The organism is Nostoc sp. LEGE 12454, assembly GCF_056620565.1.
In genome coordinates, this window is the sequence record NZ_JBWQXL010000004.1 from 48,352 (window position 1) to 72,902 (window position 24,551).

The window sequence follows — 24,551 nt, forward strand, 5'->3', positions numbered from 1 at the left end:
CTGACTTTAATTATCACCCTAGCAGTTTCTAGCATCCAGCTGCCTTACGTGGCTGCTAATTCCCGTAATTTAGTTAAAACTGCTTGAGCGTGACCTTTGGTTTTGACGTTGGGCCAAGTATAGACAATAATTCTATCAGGTGAAATTAAAAAGGTTGACCGAGCAACACCCATATATTCTTTACCCATAAATTTTTTCAATCGCCAAGCGCCGTAGGCTTCGATTAAAAGATGTTCTGGGTCGCTTAAAAGGGCGATCGACAAGTTATGTTTGCTGATAAATTTACAATGGGATTTACCCAAATCTGGACTTACACCTAAGATTTTCGCTCCTAGTTCGCTGAAGTCTTGATACAACTCGCTGAAATCTTTCGCTTCGGTGGTACAACCGGGTGTGTCATCTTTGGGGTAGAAGTAGAGGACAACCCACTGACTGCTGAGGTCGTCGAGAGTGACTGCATTGCCATTTTGGTCAGGGGTGGAGAAATCTGGCGCTGGTTGTCCGACTTGGGGAATGTTGCTCATGATGGAGGTGTGAGATATTGCGATCGCTTTAGAATTGTACATAAGTTGAGCGATGCCTGTGGTGGGCTATGCCTAAGCACGTAACCATTCATATTTGCTGATAATGCCTAAAGATATGCAACGCCAATTTACCAACCGCGATGAGTTGGTAGCCTACCTGCGCGAACAATTCCCAGGTGCAGCAGAACGCGATGACCACATCAGCGAAACTGTGGGGGGACGCAAAGCTGCACAAACAGCGCTGCAAAAAATCGATCCTCTTCGCTACGCCCAAACACGTAATTTCTTCGCAGGTGCAGTCACGCGTCTTTCGCCTTACATCCGCTATGGCGTTTTGAGTTTGCGAGAAATTCGAGATTATGTCCTTGAGCAGGTACAGCATCAAGATGATGCTACGAAACTAATTAACGAGTTAGGTTGGCGCGACTATTGGCAACGGTTGTATATAAAGTTAGGGAATGAAATCTGGAAAGACCAGGAAGAGTACAAAACTGGTTATACTGTGGGCGAGTATGCACCCGAATTGCCGCAAGATATTAGAGAAGGAACTACAGGCAGAGTTTGCATTGACAGTTTCAGTCGTGATTTGAGAGAAACTGGCTATTTACATAACCACGCACGAATGTGGTTAGCGGCTTATGTTGTCCATTGGCGGCGTATTCGTTGGCAAGCAGGAGCCAAGTGGTTTCTCGAACACCTTTTAGATGGAGACCCTGCTAGTAATAATATGTCATGGCAGTGGGTTGCTAGCACTTTTAGTCAGAAACCGTATTTTTTCAACCGTGAAAACTTAGAACGCTACACTAAAAGCCTTTATTGCCAGAAATGTCCCCTTTACGGTCATTGCGATTTTGAAGGCAGTTATGAAGAATTAGAACAGCGACTTTTTCCCAAAGGTGAATTTAGCAAACAACCTAATAGCCAAAGTTGGCAGCGTGGAAAGAAAGGTAAAAAATGAATAAATCAATTGTTTGGGTACATGGAGATTGCCTCAGTCCAAATAATCCCGCATTGCAAAAATACCCTGATGCCCCAGCTATCTGGGTTTGGGATGAGGCTTTGATAGAGGAATGGCAATTGAGTCTTAAACGTCTGACTTTTATCTACGAATGTTTGCTAGAGTTACCTGTTGTTATTCGCCGTGGCAATGTGGCGCAAGAAATTTTAGCTTTTGCTCAAGAACATGATGCTAATTTAGTTGTCACAGCCGATAGTCCCAGTCCCCGATTTGATGATATCTGTAATCAAATGGAGCGTTCTATAGCAGTGGAAGTGCTAGAGGTAGAACCATTTTTTAACTATGACGGCTATATTGACTTGAAACGGTTCTCGCGCTATTGGAAAGTGGCTCAAAATTATGTTTATCAAAAGCCTTCACCCTAAATCCCTCTCTTAAGCTTGGGCTACGGGGTATACACATCTTGGTAATGAAGCATAAACTCTGGATTTACCCCCCTTAATCCCCCCGATGTTTTGGGGGGAAACACGAAATTTAGTTCTCTCCCCTTTATAAGGCTACGGTGTACACACAAGTGTTCTAGAGTTGCCCCACAGCATTGAGATCCCCCCAACCCCCCTTAAAAAGGGGGGCAAAAGCCCTTAAAAGTCCCCCTTTTTAAGGGGGATTTAGGGGGATCTTCGACGATTTTGGTTTTCTACCAAGATGTGTGTACACCGTAGCCTTTATAAGGGAAGGGTTAGGGTGGGGTAAAACCTTGGTTAATCAGCTATTTCAGACTTGTGTGTACACCGTAGCCCAATTTGGAAGAGTGGCTTTGAAATTGGCTCCCTTTCTCTCGATTTGGGAGAAGGGGTTGGGGAATGAGGGCAGTTAATCTTACTTAAAAGATTTTGATTTTTTAAGTAAGATTAACTCATAAGCTAATTACAACAATTGCTGCAATCATTTAAACGTTTCTTATACATGGAGGAACAATTGTTGCAAAGTATTAAGCCTTTCCAGCAATTGCTTATATATTTTTTGGAAATACTTAAACCTTTCTTATACATGGAGGAACAATTGTTGCAAAGTATTAAGCCTTTCCAGCAATTGCTTATATATTTTTTGGAAATACTTAAACCTTTCTTATACATGAAGGAACGATTGTTGGAAATGCTTCAATTTTGGCAACTAGTGTTGCAGATTAATGGAGTTACGAGTGCTAAGTTGCAAGTGAGATTTTTCACTCAGCAGTTTTGAATCTATTGAGGTTTGTAAATAATTTGTAGCCCCGGAAGGAATATTCCTTTAGACTGAGTTTCAACTGAAAAAATGTGGGAATAAACACAAATGCATTCGTTAAATATATTATTTTGTCACGAATCTGTAGTTGCTGTTTCCTTTGTCGCTTGCATTATTGGACTGTTGTTACTGTGGGATGGTAAGCAGCAAACAAATGAGATGGAAGAAACAGAGCGAATTCTGTTTAGAATGAGCTTTAGTTACTGGCTTGTTTACTGTGTAGCTTTTGGCATAGAAAAAATAGTTTTACCCGGCTGGGAATCTGTAGTCATGACTTTGAAAATAACTACGGCTCTGTCATATTTCTTAACTTTTTCTTGTATTGTTAGTCTACCGCTACACAAATTTGCAGTACATCGGGTTGAGGAATAGTTATTGAGGACTGGGTATCCCTTCGGCTTCTCTGCGAGACGCTACGCGAACGCTCAGGGCAAGTGGGCATGGGGCATTGGGTATGATTAACATCTCATAGCGATCGCTAATGCAGCTTCTAGTCGATCTTGGGGTAAAGTTGTTAAAATAAACACCTCTTGTACCGTTTTCCCCTGCCGTGCAATGACTTTATAGCCGCCGCGAATGGGTACTGAGACGCGTAGTTGCATTTTTGGACAGTGACCCTTCGATCGCCCAAGCACTCCCGGCGTCACAGTTTGGATACCATCCTGCTGACAAAGACGTTCTAAAATGGGGATAAGACCAGAAAGGTGTGTTGAGTGATTCCAAACCAGTCTGGCAGCTTTTTGTGAAGCCGTGCGGAGAGGATCTACGGAGGGTTTGCCCATAATAATTAAGCTGCTTCTAGAGGTGCCATTGTCAAACCTGCTCGGCGCAGCTGCTGGTGATAGAGTTCCGCAGGTTCTTGGGGCCCGACCCAGACGATCGCTTGACCTTCATAGTGTACCTGATTAGTCAGATCCCACGCGCGATCGCCACTCATTCCCGGAATATATTTCATCAAACATTCACACACGTGTTGGAATGTATTAAAATCATCGTTTAATACAATCACTTTGTAATTCGGATAAGTCTTACGGATAACTTGATTAGACCGTTCAGGAGCTATAGTTGGTGCTGTGGACATCCTGTAAACATCTGCTGAAAGTGTCATAACCATAAAACAATTGGTCAAGATAATTTTACAAAACTACATTACTACACTATAAGTAATTAGTTTAGTTCGTTGTTTAGTTGTCCATTGTCATTTGTCCGTTGTCCTTAACCAATGACCAATAATATCGTGTCCGGCTAAAGACTTATCATTTAGACCGCAGTTATTGCTAGGGGAAGAGGCTTTTGGGATTTTTGCACAGATTCGGTAATCATAAGTGATTAACCGGACTTGATATGACAAATGACCAATGACCAATGACAAATGACAAATGACAATTTATTTCCAATTATCCCAGTTTTCGTTAAAAATAGATGTATCTGGGAAGGCGGTAGGGTTGCCATTTTGTTGCAAAAGCCGCTTGAGTGCTTCTAGTTGTGGCTCTTGTTTAGGTAAGTCATCAACAAGTTGGTAAGGTGCGATCGCATTTTTGAGTGCAAAACTAGCAATAGTTCCCGCAGCTGCGCCAGCCGACCATTCAAATGAGTGTACTCGATAGGCAGCAGCAGCAATATGACTAGTCGCAATACTTTTGCCACCTACGAGCAAATTATCAATTTTCTGGGGAATCATTGCTCTCAAAGCAATTTGGAAGGGATAGGCAAGACCTGCACCGCGTCTTTCGCCTGGACGTTCTGTGTTACCAGGTGCTTCTGGGGGACTATTCACCATGCAAGGATGGAAATCTATGGCGTAGTGACCAATACCCACAGCATCGGGAAAGATGGTAGAACGAGTCCGTCGCATTGCTTTGTCTGGTGGAACTTTACCCTCAATTACTGATATTGCTTCTAAACCTGCAACTGCTGCTCGTAGGCGACGATACATATCTGCTGGCAGAGTCTTAGAATAATACTCGTCATTATAATCTCGGCGGGAAATATCAATTTCCCCAATACTAAAGCCTTCGGCTTGTCCCCAACTGGGGCGGCCAATGATGCGCCGTCCTTCTCGCATATAAGGATATTTCGATAAGCCATGCGCTGTCCCCATTGGCGAATTTAAACCGGAAACAAAGCGGTTATTAGTTTGCGCCTGCTTGACACCATCTCCTAGTTGAGAATCTGTAGTTCCAGCTACCAACCAGTAATAGAAAGATAAAGCATTTTCCTCAGCCTTGCGGAGGGCTTCTGTCCGCAGTCCTCCCATCCAACCCCCTGGCTCTAACTGTCCAGTACCTTGTAACTGTTGACGAGTATAAATTAGGTTATCCTGGGCTGTTCCGGGGCGGTAGTCGTTACCCCAAGTCCAGTTTTGCATCGAGATATCCCCTGGTGCAGCCGCAGTAAAACCGACACCACCGAATTTTGCTGGTTTCCCTTTGTTTGGACTCCAAATGCGACGATAGCTAAAAACTAAATCAAAATTAGCCAGTCGCTTTAATTCATAGCTGAAATATGGCGCATATTGTGGATAAAATGCAGGCATTGTCTGCGGTTGCGGTTCCTTGGTGGCCTCCATTGCAAAGGTGTAGGTAAAGCCTTGAGGGCAATAGGGGTCATTGTTGGTGCTGGAAGCAGAAGGTTCTAAGTAAGAACGGGCATCAATACCTAATCGGTAAGGAACATCAGCAAGGGCGATAATTTCTCCAGTTTCGCTAGCGTCTACGACGTACCATTTAGCAGCATCCTCTTTCGCTACCTTGGGAATGAAACGGACAATCGTTTTGGTAAACCGAGACGAGTTTTCGTAGCGATAAGCATCTTCAATACTTTGAGATAACGTAAAAGTATTGAGAGGTGGTGCGCCTTTTGGTGGTTGAGATTGAATTGCGATCGCACTATTAATTATTTTGCCATCAGCAGCGATTTCCAAATCCTTAATTACCGTGTTGGGAAACCATTGCAACTTCCCTTTGCCCTGCTTTTCGGCATCTTTAAGCATCTGGGTCAAAATTGTGTGAGCATCGCGGGGAAGAAAACACGATTCACTTACCCAGCATTCACCGGGGTTAAGCTTACCGTATTTACGCCCAATGCGGTTTCGCAATTCTAGGTAGCCGCGAGAATAGAATTTGAGAGCTCGTTGAGTTGGGCGTTCATCTAACGCAGATGTCCCTTGAGCAGAAATTTGCCCTCCCAGCCAGTCAGTAATTTCTGTCAAACAAACTGTTCGCCCTGCTAGCAAGCCCTCATAAGCTGTGGCTACACCAGAAAGTCCACCACCCACAACTAAAATTTCGCAGTTAACACTTTTGTCTGGGGTTCTCGGTGGTGCTGCGATCGCCCGATCGAATGCGACTAAGCTAGAGATTAAATTAAGACCGATCAACGATGTTAAGCTAAAAGCTACTTTGTGTCTATGTTTCATAGTTAAAAAAAACCGCTCCAAATCCTGTGTCACCTTGTAGACGTTAGCATTTAGGAAATGTCTAACTCAAGAAATTTTTCCAGAGCAAGAGACGCGATGAATCGCCGTCTTTACAATATAGACGCGATGAATCGCCGTCTCTACAATACGCGATTTATCGCGTATTTGCGATGATTTGTCACATTTCTGTGCTCTAAAATTTTCATTAAAAAACTTTAACCGAAGCGTATTGTAATTACTTCTCCTAACAGAGATGAAAATGAAACTTGGCATAATAAAATCCCCCCTTCTTACACTCCCTAAAAAAGGAGAATCGGGTTAGAGGGGATAACTCACAATACTTTTCGGATAAACCCAACAATCTCTCTTTTAGTCTGGAGAAAGGTTAAAGGTTAAAGGGTAAGGTAAATTCCATATCTTTGCCCTTTAATCCTTACCCTTTTCCCCACAATGCCAAGAAGTCTAATGTTAGCTTTCGGAAGTTTCCTGAGAGAACTTCTTATGGATAGTTCTTGTGGATTCCCCATCAGCAGCTACTGTTATGAGATAGTCCATTAAACCATCTGAAAAGGGGAGACGTAGGTGGAAAGTACCATCGGGTTTAACTTTGATGGCATGTCCACCAATGTTTACGTTTGTATTTGGTTGAGTTGCTCCGTGAATAATTAACTCAGCATCAGCCACAAACCAGAAATCTCCTTGGGGACGACTGAATACCCGAACGTTAGCGGAACGGGCGATGAGTAACCAACGATCGCCATCAGCAATATAGCCAATTTCAACCATGTAATCGCGATCGCTCACAGGAATAGCCACAAAGCGATCGCGTGCTACTTCTTCAGATTCATACTGCTGGACAAGCTGGGGACTTTGATAACTCAAGTCAATGCCGGTGACATCATAGAGCCGCACTACTAATTGGGAACCGCCTTGTTGTCGCAGTACTTCAGCCTGAGCTTTGGAAATGTGCCAAGAAACATAAGCCCACTTGGGAGTCCGGGGTGTGAGGACAATACTGCTCTCTTCTGGGGCAGTTTCTGCTTCTACATTTGCCCAGCCAACAGCGGTTTCGCTTACTAATGGTACATTTTTAACAGTGGAATCTGTTGTCGGTTCTGTAGGCACTGGACTAAAGACACGAACGATCGCAGAACGGGCAATGAATAACCAGCGACCGCCATCAGCGACATAGCCAATTTCAGCTATGTAATCGCGATCGCTGATGGGAATTTCTACAAAGCGATCGCGTGCTGTCTCTTCACATTCATACTGCTGGACAAGCTGAGGATTTTGATAACTCAAGTCTATTCCAGTCACATCATACAGCCGCACTGCCAATTGAGAGCCGCCCTGTTGACGCAGTGCTGCTTTTTTGGCTTCGGAAACCTCCCAAGAGACTTCAGCCCATTGGAAAGTGCGGGGTGTGAGGACAATACTGCTCTCTTGTTGGATATCTACCAAATCAACATCTGTTTTATCCGAGATTGCGACATCATCAACTACCGGATCTGGATTCACAGGACCGAAGACATGAACGATCGCAGAACGGGCGATGAATAACCAGCGTTGTTTACCGCCGTAGGCATCGCCATCAGCGAGATAGCCAATTTCAGCTATGTAGTCGCGATCGTTCAGGGGAATGTCCACCAATCCGTCGTTTTCTGTTTCCTCAGATTCATACAGCTTTACCAGCTGCGGAGTTTGATAACTCAAGTCAATGCCAGTCACATCATACAGCCGGACGATCAATTGAGAGCCGCCTTGTTGCCGCAGTGCTGCTTTTTTGGCTTCGAGAATCTCCCAAGAGACATGAGCCGATCCATCAGTATCTGGTGTGAGCACAATACTGCTTTCTTCATCTGCATCTACCAAACCAATAGCTGTTTCGGCTGCCGCCACATCATCAACTACCGGATCTGGATTCACAGGACTGAAGACACGAACAATTGCAGAACGGGCGATGAATAACCAGTGTTCGCCATAAGCGAGATAGCCAATTTCAGCTATGTAGTCGCGATCGCCCTGGGGAATTTCTACAACGCGATCGCGTGCTGTCTCTGCACAGTCATACTGCTTGACCAGCTGCGGAGTTTGATAACTTAAATCAATGCCAGTCACATCATACAGCCGCACTGCCAATTGAGTACCGCCTTGCTGCCACAGTTCTGCTTTCTTGGCTGGGGAAATCTCCCAAGAGACATGAGCCGATGTATAAGTCTGTGGTGTAAGCACAATACTACTTTCTTCATCTGCATCTACCAAACCACTAGCTGTTTCGGCTGCGATTGTCCCATTTTGAGCATCCGATCCGAAAGTGCTAGCCCAAGCGCCAACTCCCGCACCCGCTGCTAAAGCTGCTGTCAAATCTGTGGAGTTAGCTTCCCCAACAGTCGGCTCGGCGGGAAGTTCTGACTCTGGCAAATTTAAAGTGGGTTCGGCTGCGTCCGCTACCACATTCAATGCATCTTTACTCAATACATCTTCTGGAAATTCCGGTAAATCGAGCAGTGAGGATGTATCTGTCTCTGATGCTTCCAAATCGGCTGTCGTTTCGTCAGATTCCGCTAAGGGCAATTCATCTACTGAGGCTGTATCTTCAGTTGAGGTGATACTCTCTAGCCAATTCAATTCTGCCTGAAGTTCCTCATCTACCTCATCTTCACTAATTGCTGTGTCCCAGTATCCAAAATCAGATGTTGCTTGTGGCACATCTGGTAATTCCGGGAGTGGGGCTGTCACCTCAGATGAAGGCAGTTCCACATCAGATACCTCTTCTGTAATATTATTACCGGGGTAAGGATATGAAGTATTGACTACAGCTGCCGGGGCTTCTATATCCCATGCAACTTCATCAGCATCAGGAGTGTACGTCTCCGTATAATTGTTTAGCTCGATTGTCTCATCAGTTGCATTTGGTTCTGTTTCTTTGTTGTTAAAGGTAGACCAAGTAGCCGCCCCAATGCCTGTTGCTATAGCCGCACCACCCAAAGCTGCGGCTCCCAAATTGTTATTTTCTGAGCCATTAGCTACGCCCGATGTCGCGCCTTCATAGAGGTTAGAAGTACCATTACTTGTCTCTTGTACTAAATTTGCTGTCTCCTGCGTAGCATTTGGGTTCAAGTCAGATTCTGTTTGAGCGTAGATGTTGAAAGGAGTGCGATCGGGGTTTTCTTGCTCTTGAAAGTGCGGTACTGCCTGCTCCTCCAACGTCGTTCCATTCAGGGAGGAAAGTGTGCTGGCATCGAGTGCCGCCGTTTCTCCATTGGGTGGATGAGGATTTGATTCTGGTAAATTGTCTGTTTCCTGGGTGGGCAATGGGGGTTTTTTCAGAATCCACCATAGTACAGAGCCACCTACAGTGATAAAAAAGACAGGTAGCAGCAACCACAATGGTGTTTCTTTATTTACAATTGGAGCGCTTTGTGCAGGTGCAGCCACAAAGGGCTGTTCGCCAAATGCAGAACTAGTGGCACTAGAGGAAGGCGTAGGCGCTGGTGTCGTTTGGACACCGGGTGAAGCTGCAACAGCAGGTTGTAAGACGCTGGCTGCGATCGCCTCGGCTTCGGCAGCTCTACCTTTTTCTATAGCCTGCTGTCCTGCGGGTGCTAGGGTAAAGCCAAGAAAATCTACTGTAGTTAAACTCTGATCTTTTTTGTAAACGTAAACTAAAGGTTGCGAGAAGGGATATCTCGCATCAGCTGGCAAGGCTTGATGTAATTGCAGAACTCGCACACCTTTCAACTTCGACACCTGATTAGCTAACACATAGCTGATGCCGTCTTTGCCCAGTTGTTTGATAATTTCTGCACTATTATCGTCACTTACTTGGGTAGCATTAGCCCCTGTAGCAAATTCAGCAGTTTTGAAGGCTGGATAAGTACGAAAAGTATTGCGAGTTTCACTCGTGTTCGGGCGATCGATGAACCGAATCTTGGCTGAAGGCCCTCCCAGTTGCGACCAATTTGTAATTTGCCCCCGGAAAATCCGGGCAAATTGCCTACTAGTCAAGCTTCCTTTGAAAGGATTGTCTGCACCAACCACGATCGCAATCTTTTCACGCTGCAAACGAACTTGCTCTAGTCCTTGAGCTTTTTCTGCTGGCGTCAACCCGCGCCCCATTGCGACTATATCGATTTTGCCATCTAGCAAATCTTTCAGCGCTGTCTCAGTGCCGTTTGCAGCAACTTCAACCTTTTTACCGACAAACTGTTTTTCAAAACTTTCTTTCAGGCTTTGGTTGATTGCACTCAAGCTACTGGAACCGTCAATCCGCACTATCGGTTCATTCTGCACTGTTTGTGGCAGTGGCGAAGAGGTAGCTTCAGGTGTAGATTGTGCCAGCATCGGTGCTGATACCACCAGAGATGCTGCCATCGGGGTTGTAGCTAAGGCAACCCATAATAACAGTCTGACTATCAAAGTATCTTTTTTTTCTTGTTGCCACATAAGCCCCTTAATTAAAGTAAAAAATAGAAAGCCTACCAGTCCTAAATCGCGATCTTTAATAAAGATTATGGAGGAGACGCGCTAATTATACATCTGAGTTATCTTTAGTTCTAATTACTTCAAAGCACTTATGCTGATTTATACTTCGCTCTAGCTTGGATAGCATGATAATTTATACTCTAATTGCCAAAGTCTGTTTACTATAAATTCTTCTAAGTTATATTGCAACTTATACACAAGTTGGTAGTTGATGACCGCGATTATGAATTATTGAATTACTAAAACTGGTAAAGTGTAGCAAATTCAATATTATTTAACAATATTATTTTCAGTAGTTCTGAGTGCTGAGTGCTTAAATGAATACTTATTGTTCAGCACTTATTTGAGATAACAATGACAATCTGGCTTATCAATCAGTGACTCAACCAAAGCATTTAAGGCAGTTGCAGCTAAAGCACCACCTCCCAAAGTCCCTTCAACAGTAATATAAGGTATCCCTTGTTGCATCAGTTGTCGCTTGGCTGCGGGAGCATGGCTAAAGCCAATGGGCATTCCAATAACTAATGCAGGCTGAATTTTTTGGTTAGCAATGGCTTCACAAGCTTCCAGAAGTACTGAGGGAGCATAACCAACTACCAGCACACAACCATTATTTACTTGCTGCAATTTTTCTCGCCATTCTTGATGTTGCCAAAAAGCAACTTCGGCTTCAGTGGCAGTAGTAATATGGGGATTATCAATCAAGGTTTCAGTGCAGCATCCTAAGTGAAGTAATCGGGTTTGATCTAAAGCAGCCGCAACCGTTTGAGTATCGACAACAATTTGACAACTTGCAGATAAAGCTTCTCGACTAGCTGCGATCGCATCTCGACTCAATTTCACAAAGGATACTAAACTGACATCGCCACAAGCCAAAACCAACTGAGAAATTAAGTGTTGTTCAATTTCCGAACGGTGAGACAGATCGGGTAGTAAGCGTTGTAGCGATTCGGTAAAAGCTTCCGAGTGGGTATGAATTTCGGCATCCAAACCACTCCAGAGATTTTCCAATCCTCCCAATCCAGCTTGGGTTTCAACATCAAGTAACTTCAGTTGCGCCAAAACTTCCGCTTGGATAATTTGACAATGGCGATCGCGCCCCAATAATCCTTCTAATGCTGATGCAGTTTGCCGCAGTTGGGAAATTTGTTGCATCACCGCGCGATATTGCTGCTGAAGTTGTCCCATGAGGTTAACCGTTGTGTCGGCTTCTGGTTCCACTTCCAAAATATTGCGGATATGATTTAGCTGAAACCCTTGCTGCTTAAGTGCGACAATCCGTTGTAACCTGAGAACATCTGTTTTGGTATAGAGACGGTAATTGCTACGCGATCGCACTGGTTGCGGTAACAGTCCCAATTGATGGTAATGTCGCACCATCCGCGGAGTTAAACCACCGCCAACCGCATCAGTGAGTTCTTTAATAGTTAAGCAACCAGCATTCATGATTTACTCCAACAACGGCAAAATTCTTTGTAACTCTTCGCAAGCCGCCTGAAGAGATGGCGGTGCATTTTCATCCAAACCTTGATAATACTGATTTACCAAGTTTTCCACATAGGGCTTGCAAACTGACTCATTGTTTAATTTTGAATATTCTGTTTCTTCATCAACAGTTTCACCTTGTAAATAATGTATCCAAGTTTCAATATTTCTTTTGGGTATAAATATTGCGATCGCTTCTTTCGGCTGGCGAATCTGTTGCAAATCTTCTATCAGTGCATCATCTAATTGCTTTAGCCTTTCCTCTACCGTTTTTTTATCCGCATCAATCAAAACTACAAGCATTCCTGAAAGATAGTTTTTGCTACGATATGCTTTTACTTCTGTGGGGTAACGCTTTCTGACAAACTGTTCTCCTGCACCTTTTGGGCAGATTTCGATTCTAAGATTTCTATCTAAAATAAAACCTCGTTTTTTCAGAAAATGCCTAGCAAAAACTTCTTGTTGCTTATCCTCACACAGAATTACAATCTGTACTCTACGCCGATTCATAAAGCCAACCCCGCGCAATTAGTTCTGAAATAGGTAATCCAGTATTTTCAGCAACTTCATTACTAATTTTTTTCACTCGCACAGGAGCATTACTCTGACGCTCAAACCAATAACCTATAGGCGATGCTAAAAGATAATTAATTAATTCAGGATGATGAGAAATTAGCAAAGCCTGCATTTTTCCCACACTACAAAGGTCATAAAGCTGAATTAGCCAAGGCTGAATTTCTGGCAGGGCTAAAAAATTCTCTGGTTCATCAATACACAGTGTGTAATCTTCAGACTGAGTGCAATAAACAAGGGTGTACAGAGCAATTAACACTTTTTGTCCATCAGATAATTCGCTAAAACGATAATCAATAATGTTTTTTTTATCTTCACCTGTTGTAAATCGCAATTTTAAAGTTCGATATCTTTCACTAAATTGTTCAAATTTAAAACTTACAAAACCCTCTAACACATCTTGTAGAATTTTCATAAGTTCAGAAACTTTACCTTGATCTTCTGAAATGTAACGATACCAGGAAACAAAATTTTCCATTCTAAAATCTAGACTTATTTCTTCCTTCTCGCTGCCATCAACCATAAGACTAGGAATAATTTGTACAATAATGAATCGCTGCATTCTTTTTGCAAACCAAGCTATCTTAGTACTATTAGTATTCGTAGAAAATAACGATACCAGAGAAATAAAGTCTGATATTGATGAGGGGAATGTAATATTTCCTAATTCAGAAGTATCTTCTCGAAAAATTTGAAATTCATTTTCTTCTAACTTCAGCAAGATTTGGTTATTAAACCAGAGACGTTCATATTCAACATGATTTTTATTTTGATTATGTTTAATAGCCAATTCATATTTATAATGACCATTATTTCCAGTAATTTCTAATTCAAAACGCTGAATTTGTAAAGTTTGCCAACGAGTACAGTCAGTATATTGAAAAATTTCTTCTAGGTTTTTGCGACCACTTACAAAATTTTGAATTTTCCGCAAGGCTTCAAAAACAGTTGATTTACCTGTTCCATTACCACCAAGAAACAGATTAATCGAGTCAAAATTCATCTCGAAATTTACCAAGCCGCGAAAGTTATCAATATATATTCGCTTTAGCATATATTTTTTCCTACTAGTGCAATTTTAAACGTAACAGTTAAATCGTCGCATTTACCCACATCCCACTTTTGAAAAACGCTCCAAGAACACAGATAAAGATTTAACTTTGCGTCCCTCTGCATTTCAAATTCATTATAAGGCTTGACATTAACATCAATGTCAAGGTTTAGCGTGAGAGAGTCGTTGTAAATTCATCTCTCATGCTCTACCCCCAACGTTTGGGCCAATTTACCAGAGAACACGCAGATACTTTAGCAGCCCTTTTGTGTGGCTTACTGCTATTTCTCGGATGGTTCGCCTTGCATCTCGGTTGGTTGGGATTGGCGTTCCTGCTACTACCAGCTGCTTATGTAATTGGTGGTTACGAAAGTGCGCGGGAAGGATTGACTACTCTATTCAAAGAAAAAGAACTTGATGTAGATTTGCTGATGATTGTGGCAGCGATTGGTGCTGCTAGCCTCGGCTTATGGCGAAGAGAATATCATCTAATTATTGATGGGGCAATTTTGATTCTGATCTTTGCCATTAGTGGCGCATTAGAAGGCTATGCAATGCAGCGAACTGAGCGGAGTATCCATAGTTTGATGAGTTTGACACCAGATACAGCAAGGGTTTTGCTTCAGGGGAGGGAAGAGGAAATTCCTATCAGTCAGCTAAAAGTGGGCGATCAGATTGTCGTCAAACCTGGAGAACTAATTCCTACTGATGGGATAATTTTATCTGGTTACAGCACTCTTAATCAAGCTGCAATTACAGGCGAGTCTTTACCTGTAGAGAAAACAGTGGGCGCAGAAGTATTTGCAGGTACGCTCAACGGCTATGGTGCATTGCAAATTAAAGTACACAAACCAGCCCAAAGCAGTTTGATTCAGCGTGTGATTCGTTTGGTAGAACAAGCGCAAACAGAAGCACCACCTTCCCAAGAGTTTATCGATCGCTTTGAGAAAGGATATGCAAAAGTCATTGTAGTAGCTGGAATATTACTGGCAACTTTACCCCCATTTCTTTGGGGTTGGGATTGGGAAACAACAATTTATCGCGCTCTTACTTTCCTTGTGGTGGCTTCTCCCTGTGCGTTGATGGCTGCAATTATGCCCACCCTGCTTTCGGGAATCGCCAATGGTGCAAGACAGGGGATTTTGTTTAAAAATGGGGCGCAGTTGGAGAAGATTGGCAAAGTCCGAGCGATCGCATTTGATAAAACTGGTACTCTCACAACAGGACAGTTGCAGGTATTCCAGGTAGTTTCAGCTAGTGAATACACTAAGAATGATGTATTAAAAGCGGCTGCTAGTGTAGAATCCTCTTCCGAACATCCCATCGGTAAGGCAATTGTCAAAGCGGCTAGTGATTTAAATTGGGTTGGTGCAATCAAAGTGCAAGCCATACCTGGAGAGGGAATTATTGGAATTGCTCAAGAACAACAAATAATTGTCGGGAATGCCGTTTTTATACAGAGATATGTGACAAATTTCCCTGAAGAATTGCAAGAACTAGTTCATTGGGAGCAAGACGGTAAAATAGTGGTTTGGGTAGCACGGGGAACAGAGGTGATGGGTGTAATTGCGATCGCAGATGAAGTAAGAGCGGAAGCAGCCGCAACTATTACCCGGTTAAAGAAACTGGGAGTTGAACAAATTGTCATGTTAACCGGGGATAATCAGGAAACTGCTCACAGTGTCGCCAACGCAGTCGGAATCGATCGGGTATATGCCCAACTTCTACCAGAAGATAAGCTGGATATTATCCGCCGTTTACAGCAACAATATCAAACAGTTGCAATGGTAGGCGATGGGATAAATGATGCACCAGCTTTAGCGCAAGCATCTGTAGGTATAGCGATGGGAGTATCTGGTAGCGATGTGGCATTAGAAACCGCAGATATCGTACTGATGGCAGACAGGTTAGAAAAAATTGCTGTAGCGATGTATTTGGGCAGGCGATCGCAACTCATAGTAAAACAAAATATAGTTGTAGCGTTGAGTTTCATTATGTTGCTTTTAGTCGGCAACTTTCTAGGAAATATTAACCTACCAATCGGCGTCATTGGCCATGAAGGTTCCACAGTATTAGTTACCCTCAGTGGACTAAGATTGTTGAAATAAGATAGGACGCAATACAGTTCAGAGCGATCAACAAAACCCAGATGTAGAGACGCGATTTATCGCGTCTTAAAAGACCAGAAATACCCGAAATCACTGAAATTGATGAATTAGAAACTTTCATCGGGTCAAAAAAAGCAAAATTTGAGTATGAAATGTGGTGAATACTCAATTCACATTATACGTAAATTATTATTTTGACTTCTTAACTTTTAACTCCTAACTCTTAACTCTTACTCATGCAAACCGATCCAAAACCAGGAACACTTTACGTTGTCGGCACACCAATTGGCAACCTGGAAGATATCACCTTTCGGGCAGTGCGAATTTTGCAAACTGTGGATATCATTGCTGCAGAAGACACGCGTCATACGGGGAAACTGCTACAGCATTTTCAAGTTAAAACACCCCAGGTGAGTTACCACGAACACAATCGTACCAGCCGTATCCCAGAATTATTAGAGCATTTAGTTAATAACAAAGTGATCGCTCTGGTGAGCGATGCGGGGATGCCAGGTATTTCCGATCCTGGGTATGAACTGGTGAAAGCCTGTATTGAAGCGGGAATTCCAGTAGTTCCCATTCCTGGCGCTAGTGCAGCAATTACCGCTTTGAGTGCAGCTGGATTACCAACAGATCGGTTTGTCTTTGAAGGCTTTCTCCCAGCGAAAACCCAACAGAGACAAGAACATTTAGAATCTCTGCAAACAGAATCTCGCACTTTGATTTTCTATGAATCGCCGCACCGTTTGCGAGATACTTTGCAAGACTTAGCTCTTGTTTGGGGAAGCGATCGCCAAATTGTGCTAGGACGGGAGTTAACTAAATTGTATGAGGAATTTTGGCGGGGGACAATTGCCGAAGCGATCGCTTACTACACTCAACGAGAACCCCAAGGTGAATATACATTAGTTGTAGCGGGAATTCCAGCCAGTCAGCCCCAACTGACAGAAGAAGAATTGAAAGCCGAATTGAAACAGTTAATTAGTCAAGGAATATCGCGATCGCAAGCTAGCCGTCAGTTAGCAAAATTTACTTCCCTTCCCCGTCGCCAACTATATCAACTAGCTCTTTCTATAGTCTCCAGTCCTGAGCCTTGAACGGCTGATATCGCTTTTTTGAAAATCAAAAATCTAAATTTGAAATGTATATATTTCTTTATTTTTTCTTCCTTTTCTGTCCTTCTCTACAAGATACTACGCTTACCCATACAGGGAAGTAAGCTACACGTCGTGTCTCATATAGAATGCGGTTAGCTTCCTTATCTACATCTTATATGATGTCAAATAGGACTGCTATACAAACACTTGAATGTACAGAATGTGACTAATTTGTATATTCATCCTCAAAGATGACTTGGCGAATATTCAAATGATATCTAAAGATTTATGATATTAGTTCTCTAGATAGATCGGAAATTTTGGAGGCAAACTTTAATATGAAATTAGTCAAATGCAAACAAAGCAGATTTTCAGTGAAGGAGAAATTCGATGACTAGCATTATTGCTTGGTTGGTTTTGGGTTTAATTGCAGGTGCGTTAGCTAAGTTATTTTATCCTGGAACCCAAGGTGGCGGTATTATCTCTACCATTATATTAGGAATCCTTGGAGCCGTATTTGGTGGTTATTTGGGTCAAGTATTGCTAGGAAGTGGTTCGGCAGCAGCAGCTGCATCTGGAGCTTTATCTCTGGGAAGCATTTTATTTGCTGTTATTGGTGCAATGATACTAATTTTCCTTTGGGGTTTACTGACTCGTCGAGCTGTGTAATTACCTCAATTTCAGGTAACAATTTTGGGAATCACTTCTAACTGCAATAAACCGATAAAATGACATTAGAGAAAGAGCGAAGAACTATAGGAGTTTTCGCTGGGTATTCCGATGCACAATTGGTACTTCAGGAACTAAAAGCTTCTAATTTTCCAATGGAAAAAGTTTCTGTTATTGCACGGAATACAGAAGAACAAAGTGATATTGCTGGTGTTGAAACCATCCAAAACACTGGCAATACATCCTCAGAAGATGCTGCTGGAGCCGTTGCTAGTGATTCTTTAGGAAATATTGCTGGTTTATCAGTCGATCTAGTCCTCTTGGTAATTCCTGGTATAGGCCCAGTCATCTTAGCCGGAGCGGAAGTAACAGCGATCGCTACCACTTTAGCAGGTGGTTTATCTAGTTTGTTCCTAAGTTTAGGAATTTCTGAAAATCTTGCACAGGGTTATAGCGATCTTGTCTGTAAAGGTTACTATTTGGTGATAGTAACCGGTATAGACATAGAAATTCGTCTTGCCAAAAGGATTTTTAATCGCCGCGATATTCAACAATGGGGAGTCTTTGAACCATACTCGACCCCAAATAATCGCTATAAATATGCACTTGGCGTTTTTTACCGACATCAAGATGCACAAGCAGCGGTGACTGAACTGAAAACCGCCGGCTTCCCAATGAGTCAAATATCAATAGTTGTTAAAAATACAAGCAATCTGGGTGATATTTCTGGGGTGAATATTAGCAGTTCCCAAGATAAATATACTACTTTAGGAATTTCTGATGAGCTAGCTAGATATTATGAGCATCATCTGACTCTTGGCCATTACTTATTAGTACTAAAAGGTACTGATATCTATGTAGCAGGTGCAAGAGCGATTTTAGAGAGTAACAAGGTTCAACATTTTAGTATTTATAGTCAATCCGAGCTTGATGCAGCTAGAAGCGAGCGCCTGCCGATCAACAACTTCTAGTTAAATGCCAAGTTAATATCAACAGATTTTTCGACACGCCATGATTGTGCATATTCCTAACAATACTTTTCTACTATAAATTATATGCTTCTATGGTAGAGGTTGTCTTTTGAAACCTTGACTTTCCTATGGAATGCTGCTGGCGATCGCTAAGGTTACGGTTGCTCTGTAGATTGATGTACAATGGCAGAGATATTATATCCAACCGCAAAATCCACATATAGTGTCTAGAATAAATTATGTTTTTATTAATTGAATTTTACTGATTCGGCTGTTTAATTTTACTATCCAGTCTTTTTGTTAATTTCAAAGTTATTGAACCATTAAAATATAACTTAAAAATACCATTTTTTAGCTAATGTTAAATTTGGAATCTAAGCAAAAATTTTTACTTATCCACAGCAATATTCAATTAAAGGCATAATCAAGTAGTTGCTTCTTTTGAAAGAAGTTATGCTATTGAATGATTTATTGTCAAAATCTTAGAGAAAAATATTAGTATTTAGATATATACTTATTTAAGTATCGATACATTTGTAAAAAGTTAGAAGACAAATGATAATAGTTAGTGTGCAAAAAATTAGGTATATCCTAGATAAACTAAATATCCCCCATTAATTTTGCATAGCCAAAACCATCATCAAAAAAGTCTCAAAAACAGAAATAATTTGAATACCTGCCTGGAATAATGTTAAACCGTTTGAAGATTGGACCCAAGATTGGAGTAAGTTTTGCCTTGAGTTTGGCAACTCTGACCACCATTGGTTTAATCTCCTACCAAAGCACCAATGAGCTTATTCAAACTTCGCGCAAAGAAAGCCATACTTACCAGGTGTTAAGTCAGCTAGAAGACCTCAACTTGCAACTGACAAATGCTGAGACAGGGCAACGCGGTTACATTATTACTGGAGAACAGCGTTATTTAGAACCTTATAACGCTGCGATTCGAGTACTGAATCAAAAAGTTAGGGAAATTCAAAGGTTAACGGCAGATAACCCCAACCAACAAAATCGGCTTGATATTTTGCAGCCACTACTAACCGAGAGAATGGCTGTAATGAAAGATGTCATAGAGCTACGGCAAAGCCAGGGCTTAGAAGCTTCTCAAAAAGCTGTTCTGACAGACCAGGGTAAGCAACTGATGGATAATATCCAGAAAGTTATCCAGGCGATGAAAAATGAAGAGAATGCACTGCTAAAACAGCGTTCTGAGAAAGCACAAGCAGCTGGTCGGCAAACGCTCGCCAGCATTGTCTATAGTATTCCCTTCTTTTCTTTGCTCTTAGCTTTGATCGGCTTCACCCTGACCAGACATATTTCAGTACCCCTGAAGCAAGTTTCTGATTTGGCAGAAAAAATGGCGGATGGGGATTTATCGGTAAGTTTACCAGATAGCGATCGCCAAGATGAAATTGGCGTGTTGACGCGCACCTTTAACGAAATGATCGTTAATCTGCGAAACACAACTCAAAAAAATGAGGAGCAAAACTGGCTCAAATCTAACTTAGCTGAATTTACTCAGATGCTCCAAGGGCAGCGAAATCTGGAAAACGTGTCTAGTCTGATATTGTCGAATTTAGCACCACTAGTTGGGGCATCACAGGGCGTTTTTTATGTGATGGACTCCATAGACGACCAGCCTGTGCTGAAGTTGCTGAGTGGTTATGCTTATAAAGAGCGAAAAAACCTCGCAAATCAGTTTCGTTTGGGTGAGGGATTAGTGGGACAATGCGCCCTAGAAAAACAAAGAATCCTCCTCACAGAAGTTCCCAGTGACTATATCCGCATCAGTTCCGGTTTAGGAGAAGCACCACCGCTAAATATTATTGTCTTGCCCATACTATTTGAGGAGCAGGTAAATGCTGTAATTGAACTTGCCTCTTTTGGGCCTTTTAACCAGTTGCACCTAACATTTTTAGAGCAATTGAGTGAAAATCTGGGTGTATTTTTAAATAACATCGCCTCACAATTGCAAACACAGCAACTACTTGAAGAGTCTGTTGCTTTAACAGAAGAACTGCAAACCCAGCAAGAAGAACTACAGCAAAGCAATCAACGCCTAGAAGAACAAGCGCACGAGTTAGAAGAATCACAATTTCTTGTCAAGCAATCTAACGAAGAACTGCAACAACTAAATGAGGAACTAGAAGAAAAAGCAGAATTGTTAGAAGTTCAAAATCGAGAAGTGGCCCGCAAGAACCAGGAAGTCGAGCGAGCGAGGAAGTCTTTGGAGGAAAAAGCTGAACAACTGGCCTTGTCTTCCAAATATAAGTCAGAATTTCTGGCGAATATGTCCCACGAACTGCGGACACCGTTAAATAGCCTATTAATTTTAGCAAGGCTGTTAGCAGATAACTCTCTTAACAACTTGACCGACAAACAGGTAGAGTACAGCCGAACTATTTACTCGGCTGGAACTGACTTGCTGGAATTGATCAATGACATTCTCGATTTGGCAAAAATTGAGTCGGGTACTATGTCGCTCGATATTGAGCAAATTGCTCTTGCAGATTTGGAAACATCTCTAGAGCAGACTTTCCGGCAAGTTGCCCACAATAAAGAAATCAGTTTTACTATTGAACGGGATGAGAAGTTACCCCCAACAATTTATAACGACTCCAAACGTCTGCAACAAGTGCTGAAAAATCTCCTCGCTAACGCCTTTAAATTTACAGAACAGGGAGGCGTGAAGTTACAAATATTTCAAGTTGATAATTCCACGATCGCTTTTGCCGTCAGCGACACGGGCATAGGCATTCCAGCCGAAAAGCAGAAGATTATTTTCGAGGCATTTCAGCAAGCAGATGGCACCACCAGCCGCAAGTACGGCGGGACTGGCTTGGGCTTGTCCATCAGCCGTGAATTAGCTCAACTATTGGGAGGGAGAATTGAACTACTCAGCCAGCCAGGACAGGGAAGCACCTTCACCCTTTACTTGCCCAAGCAACAGGAAAAAAATAGTCAAAATATCACCACACCACCCCTGGAGCCAACCACCCCGATCCGCACAACATCGACCATAAAAGAACTGCCAAAGGTGGAAAACAGACCCCCAACTGTGGACATCTCTCCATCGGTGAAAGTACTTCCCAGCTTACCCCACGATATTCCAGATGACCGAGAAATAATTCAACCAGGCGATCGCATTTTGCTAATTATCGAAGATGACGATAAATTCGCCCGCATCTTATTAGATATGGCCCGTCAGCAGGGTTTTAAAACTATTGTTGCTTTACAAAGCAAACAAGGTCTAGCACTAGCAGAACAGTTTAAACCCAATGCAATTATGCTAGATATCCACATGCCAGAGATGGATGGTTGGACGGTGCTGGATCGTCTGAAGCATAAACCAGATACCAGACATATACCAGTACACATACTTTCTGTTGATGAAAGACAACAACGGGGATTACAACTAGGAGCAATTACCTATCTACAAAAACCCGTGTCTCCAGAAGCGCTAACTCAGGTATTGACTGAGATTAAAGGCTTTATTGAGCGTCAGGTAAAAAATCTCTTAATTGTAGAAGATGACCCCGTACAAGCCCAAAGTATTATCGAACTGATTGGTAACGGCGATGTCCAGAGTACAGCAGTAGGTACAGGGGCAGAAGCACTCTCGATTTTGCGATCGCAACACTTTGATTGTATGGTACTCGATCTGGGTCTGCCCGATATGAGCGGGTTTGCCCTAATTGAGCAGATAAAGCTTGAACCCAAGCTTTTGAAACTGCCGATAATTGTTTACACCGGTAAAGAACTCAGCCGACAAGAAGAAACCCAGCTGCGGGGACTAGCAGAAACAATTATTATTAAAAATGTGCGATCGCCAGAGCGATTATTAGACGAAACTGCGCTATTTTTGCATCGGGTGCAAGCAAATTTGCCCACACCAAAGCGGCAAATGCTAGAGCAATTACATCAAACTGACCCGGTGCTGGCTAATCGGAAAATTTTGATTATAGATGATGACCTCAGAAATATTTTTGCCCTAACCAGCTTTTTAGAAAGCTATCAAATGCAAGTTTTGTTTGCCGAAAATGGTAGAGATGGCATAGAAAGACTGCAAGCTAATCCTGAAATTAATATAGTTTTGATGGATATCATGATGCCGGAAATGGATGGTTACGAAACCACCCGCGCCATCCGCCAACAACAACAGTTTCGCTCGCTACCAATCATTGCTTTAACTGCCAAAGCCATGCCAGGTGACAAGGAAAAGTGCATCGAAGCTGGAGCCTCTGACTACATCACCAAACCTGTAGATACCGAGCAACTGCTTTCACTACTCCGGGTTTGGCTATATCGGTAAGGAGTCTATCATGTCCGCTTAAAGACTTATCATTAAGACCGCAGAGGGGCAGAGGGGCAGAGGGGAGGGATTTTTAGGCTTTCTGCATAGATTTGGGAATCATAAGCGAGGAAGTAAAAATATCACTTATGCCAAAACAGGGACGTTATACCATTTGAGATTTTGGATTTGAGATTTTGGATTGGGAATTGCCTTGGTGCGTCTGGCTTGGTGTGAATCCATCTGTCGCAATCATTTTTCAAATTGGTATTAGTGTTGGCATAATAATTAAAAGCAAAAACCCACACTGCACTCAATCAAGGAGTCAATGTGGGTAATTTATCCCTGTAACGGGAATGCAGTTAGCGGAACATACTACTAACTGAAGTATCTTCATGAATTCGCCAGATAGTTTCTCCCAACAGATTAGCTACTGACAGCACCACTAGTTGTGGAAAACGATTGTTTTCTGGTATGGGAATGGTATTGGTGACAATAACTTCTTCAAACAAGCCACTAGACAACCGCTCCATCGCTGGTGGAGAGAATACCGCATGAGTTGCACAGGCGTATACCTGACGCGCTCCTTCTTCACGCAGTAATCGCGCCCCTTCTGCAATCGTTCCCCCAGTGTCGATCATGTCATCCACCAACACTGCCGTTTTGCCTTTAACATCACCGATGACGTTTAACACTTCTGCAACATTATGTGCCTGACGACGTTTGTCAATAATCGCCAGTGGAGCATCATCCAGTTTTTTTGCAAATGCCCTAGCCCGTGCTACACCACCAACATCGGGAGAAACAACCACCAAGTCGGGGAGTTGTTTGCTGGCTAGATAATCTAGCAATACTGGTGAACCGTAAACATGGTCAAAGGGAATGTCAAAATAGCCTTGAATCTGAGCCGAGTGTAAATCCATTGCGAGAACGCGGTTGGCACCTGCTTCCACGATCAAGTTAGCAACCAGTTTGGCGGTTATTGATTCTCGTCCTGCCGTTTTGCGATCGGCACGAGCATAACCATAGTAGGGAATTACTGCCGTTACCTGTCGCGCAGAAGCTCGACGACAGGCGTCAACCATAATCAATAATTCCATCAAATGATCGTTGACGGGTTGACAACATGGCTGGATTAAATAAACATCACAACCTCGAATTGATTCTTGGATTTGAACGTAAAGTTCTCCATCCGCAAATCTTTTGCGAATCATTGGCCCCAAGTCCATGCCCAGATAACGAGCGACTTCTTGAGACAGTTGTAAATTGGCAGAGCCAGAAAACAGCCGCAGGCGATGATTATCGTTCAGTCCTGTTGCGGATGGCTGCACTTTGAAAGTTGCAGAACTGAGCACAGCAGATCCTCTATGTGCATTCATAGCAATATTATCATTAGAGATTTAATAGATTTAAGCAAGAAATAGCCTAAAGAAACATCTGTAAGTTTTGTTGAAGCTTCCATACAAAATTTAAACATTTTTGCATAAAATTATTATTCGCTACTTATTTAGTCTTCTTGGCAAACAAGCTATTCATAGCTTAACTGACATCAAGTCCATGCACTAGGCTATGGTTCAATTTTTTGGTTGAGGTAAATAACCCTAATCGCTTAAACATTATTGGTGTGCTAAGTTATT

The 24,551-nt window shown here is 42.5% G+C and carries 17 protein-coding genes; 8 read left to right on the forward strand and 9 right to left on the reverse strand.

Annotated features, from left to right (window positions below; genetic code table 11):
• Positions 1-44: 44 nt before the first annotated feature.
• On the reverse strand, positions 45-524 hold the full coding sequence (bcp, locus tag AC1F2U_RS05700; protein WP_480260437.1) for a thioredoxin-dependent thiol peroxidase: 480 nt from the start codon (positions 522-524) through the stop codon (positions 45-47).
• 103 nt (positions 525-627) lie between these two features.
• Between bcp and AC1F2U_RS05705 the strand changes: the two genes are divergently transcribed.
• From AC1F2U_RS05705 to AC1F2U_RS05715, 3 genes are all read left to right on the forward strand, one after another.
• Positions 628-1,482: an FAD-binding domain-containing protein gene (locus tag AC1F2U_RS05705; RefSeq protein ID WP_480260225.1), complete on the forward strand. Its 855-nt coding sequence runs from the start codon at positions 628-630 to the stop codon at positions 1,480-1,482.
• Positions 1,479-1,907, forward strand: coding sequence for a hypothetical protein (locus AC1F2U_RS05710; RefSeq protein ID WP_480260226.1), 429 nt, complete (start codon positions 1,479-1,481; stop codon positions 1,905-1,907). Before AC1F2U_RS05705 ends, AC1F2U_RS05710 begins: the two co-directional genes overlap by 4 nt.
• 907 nt (positions 1,908-2,814) lie before the next feature.
• The gene (locus tag AC1F2U_RS05715; protein ID WP_480260227.1) at positions 2,815-3,138 is read left to right on the forward strand and encodes a hypothetical protein; all 324 of its coding nucleotides are present in this window, start codon (positions 2,815-2,817) and stop codon (positions 3,136-3,138) included.
• 86 nt (positions 3,139-3,224) lie between these two features.
• Here the strand turns inward: AC1F2U_RS05715 and AC1F2U_RS05720 are convergent, their stop codons facing one another.
• The 7 genes from AC1F2U_RS05720 to AC1F2U_RS05750 all read right to left on the reverse strand — a co-directional run bounded on the left by AC1F2U_RS05720 (position 3,225) and on the right by AC1F2U_RS05750 (position 13,730).
• Positions 3,225-3,548 (reverse strand): DUF2103 domain-containing protein, encoded by a 324-nt coding sequence (locus tag AC1F2U_RS05720; RefSeq protein WP_480260228.1) that lies wholly within the window; start codon positions 3,546-3,548, stop codon positions 3,225-3,227.
• A 5-nt stretch (positions 3,549-3,553) separates the two neighbouring features.
• Positions 3,554-3,880 (reverse strand): ATP-dependent Clp protease adapter ClpS, encoded by a 327-nt coding sequence (gene clpS / locus AC1F2U_RS05725; protein ID WP_480260229.1) that lies wholly within the window; start codon positions 3,878-3,880, stop codon positions 3,554-3,556.
• Between the two features lie 273 nt (positions 3,881-4,153).
• Positions 4,154-6,184, reverse strand: coding sequence for an FAD-dependent oxidoreductase (locus tag AC1F2U_RS05730; protein WP_480260230.1), 2,031 nt, complete (start codon positions 6,182-6,184; stop codon positions 4,154-4,156).
• Positions 6,185-6,652: 468 nt separating this feature from the next.
• Positions 6,653-10,630 (reverse strand): DUF4912 domain-containing protein, encoded by a 3,978-nt coding sequence (locus tag AC1F2U_RS05735; protein ID WP_480260231.1) that lies wholly within the window; start codon positions 10,628-10,630, stop codon positions 6,653-6,655.
• A gap of 378 nt (positions 10,631-11,008) precedes the next feature.
• Positions 11,009-12,115: a precorrin-8X methylmutase gene (locus AC1F2U_RS05740; RefSeq protein WP_480260232.1), complete on the reverse strand. Its 1,107-nt coding sequence runs from the start codon at positions 12,113-12,115 to the stop codon at positions 11,009-11,011.
• A gap of 3 nt (positions 12,116-12,118) precedes the next feature.
• On the reverse strand, positions 12,119-12,664 hold the full coding sequence (locus tag AC1F2U_RS05745; RefSeq protein ID WP_480260233.1) for a hypothetical protein: 546 nt from the start codon (positions 12,662-12,664) through the stop codon (positions 12,119-12,121).
• Positions 12,651-13,730: an AAA family ATPase gene (locus tag AC1F2U_RS05750; protein ID WP_480260234.1), complete on the reverse strand. Its 1,080-nt coding sequence runs from the start codon at positions 13,728-13,730 to the stop codon at positions 12,651-12,653. The genes AC1F2U_RS05745 and AC1F2U_RS05750 overlap by 14 nt, the downstream gene beginning before the upstream one ends.
• A 251-nt stretch (positions 13,731-13,981) precedes the next feature.
• Between AC1F2U_RS05750 and AC1F2U_RS05755 the strand changes: the two genes are divergently transcribed.
• From AC1F2U_RS05755 to AC1F2U_RS05775, 5 genes are all read left to right on the forward strand, one after another.
• Positions 13,982-15,886: a heavy metal translocating P-type ATPase gene (locus AC1F2U_RS05755; RefSeq protein WP_480260235.1), complete on the forward strand. Its 1,905-nt coding sequence runs from the start codon at positions 13,982-13,984 to the stop codon at positions 15,884-15,886.
• A gap of 236 nt (positions 15,887-16,122) precedes the next feature.
• Entirely contained in the window at positions 16,123-16,983 is an 861-nt protein-coding gene (gene rsmI / locus AC1F2U_RS05760) for a 16S rRNA (cytidine(1402)-2'-O)-methyltransferase (RefSeq protein ID WP_480260236.1), read from the forward strand.
• A gap of 390 nt (positions 16,984-17,373) precedes the next feature.
• Positions 17,374-17,652 carry a GlsB/YeaQ/YmgE family stress response membrane protein gene (locus AC1F2U_RS05765; protein WP_335231842.1) on the forward strand — a complete coding sequence of 93 codons (279 nt, stop codon included), beginning with the start codon at positions 17,374-17,376 and terminating at the stop codon, positions 17,650-17,652.
• Between the two features lie 59 nt (positions 17,653-17,711).
• Positions 17,712-18,623 carry a hypothetical protein gene (locus tag AC1F2U_RS05770; RefSeq protein ID WP_480260237.1) on the forward strand — a complete coding sequence of 304 codons (912 nt, stop codon included), beginning with the start codon at positions 17,712-17,714 and terminating at the stop codon, positions 18,621-18,623.
• A 688-nt stretch (positions 18,624-19,311) separates the two neighbouring features.
• On the forward strand, positions 19,312-22,935 hold the full coding sequence (locus AC1F2U_RS05775; protein WP_480260238.1) for a response regulator: 3,624 nt from the start codon (positions 19,312-19,314) through the stop codon (positions 22,933-22,935).
• Positions 22,936-23,276: 341 nt separating this feature from the next.
• Here AC1F2U_RS05775 and AC1F2U_RS05780 read toward each other — a convergent pair whose 3' ends face one another.
• Positions 23,277-24,293 carry a ribose-phosphate pyrophosphokinase gene (locus AC1F2U_RS05780; RefSeq protein ID WP_335006499.1) on the reverse strand — a complete coding sequence of 339 codons (1,017 nt, stop codon included), beginning with the start codon at positions 24,291-24,293 and terminating at the stop codon, positions 23,277-23,279.
• Positions 24,294-24,551 lie beyond the last annotated feature (258 nt).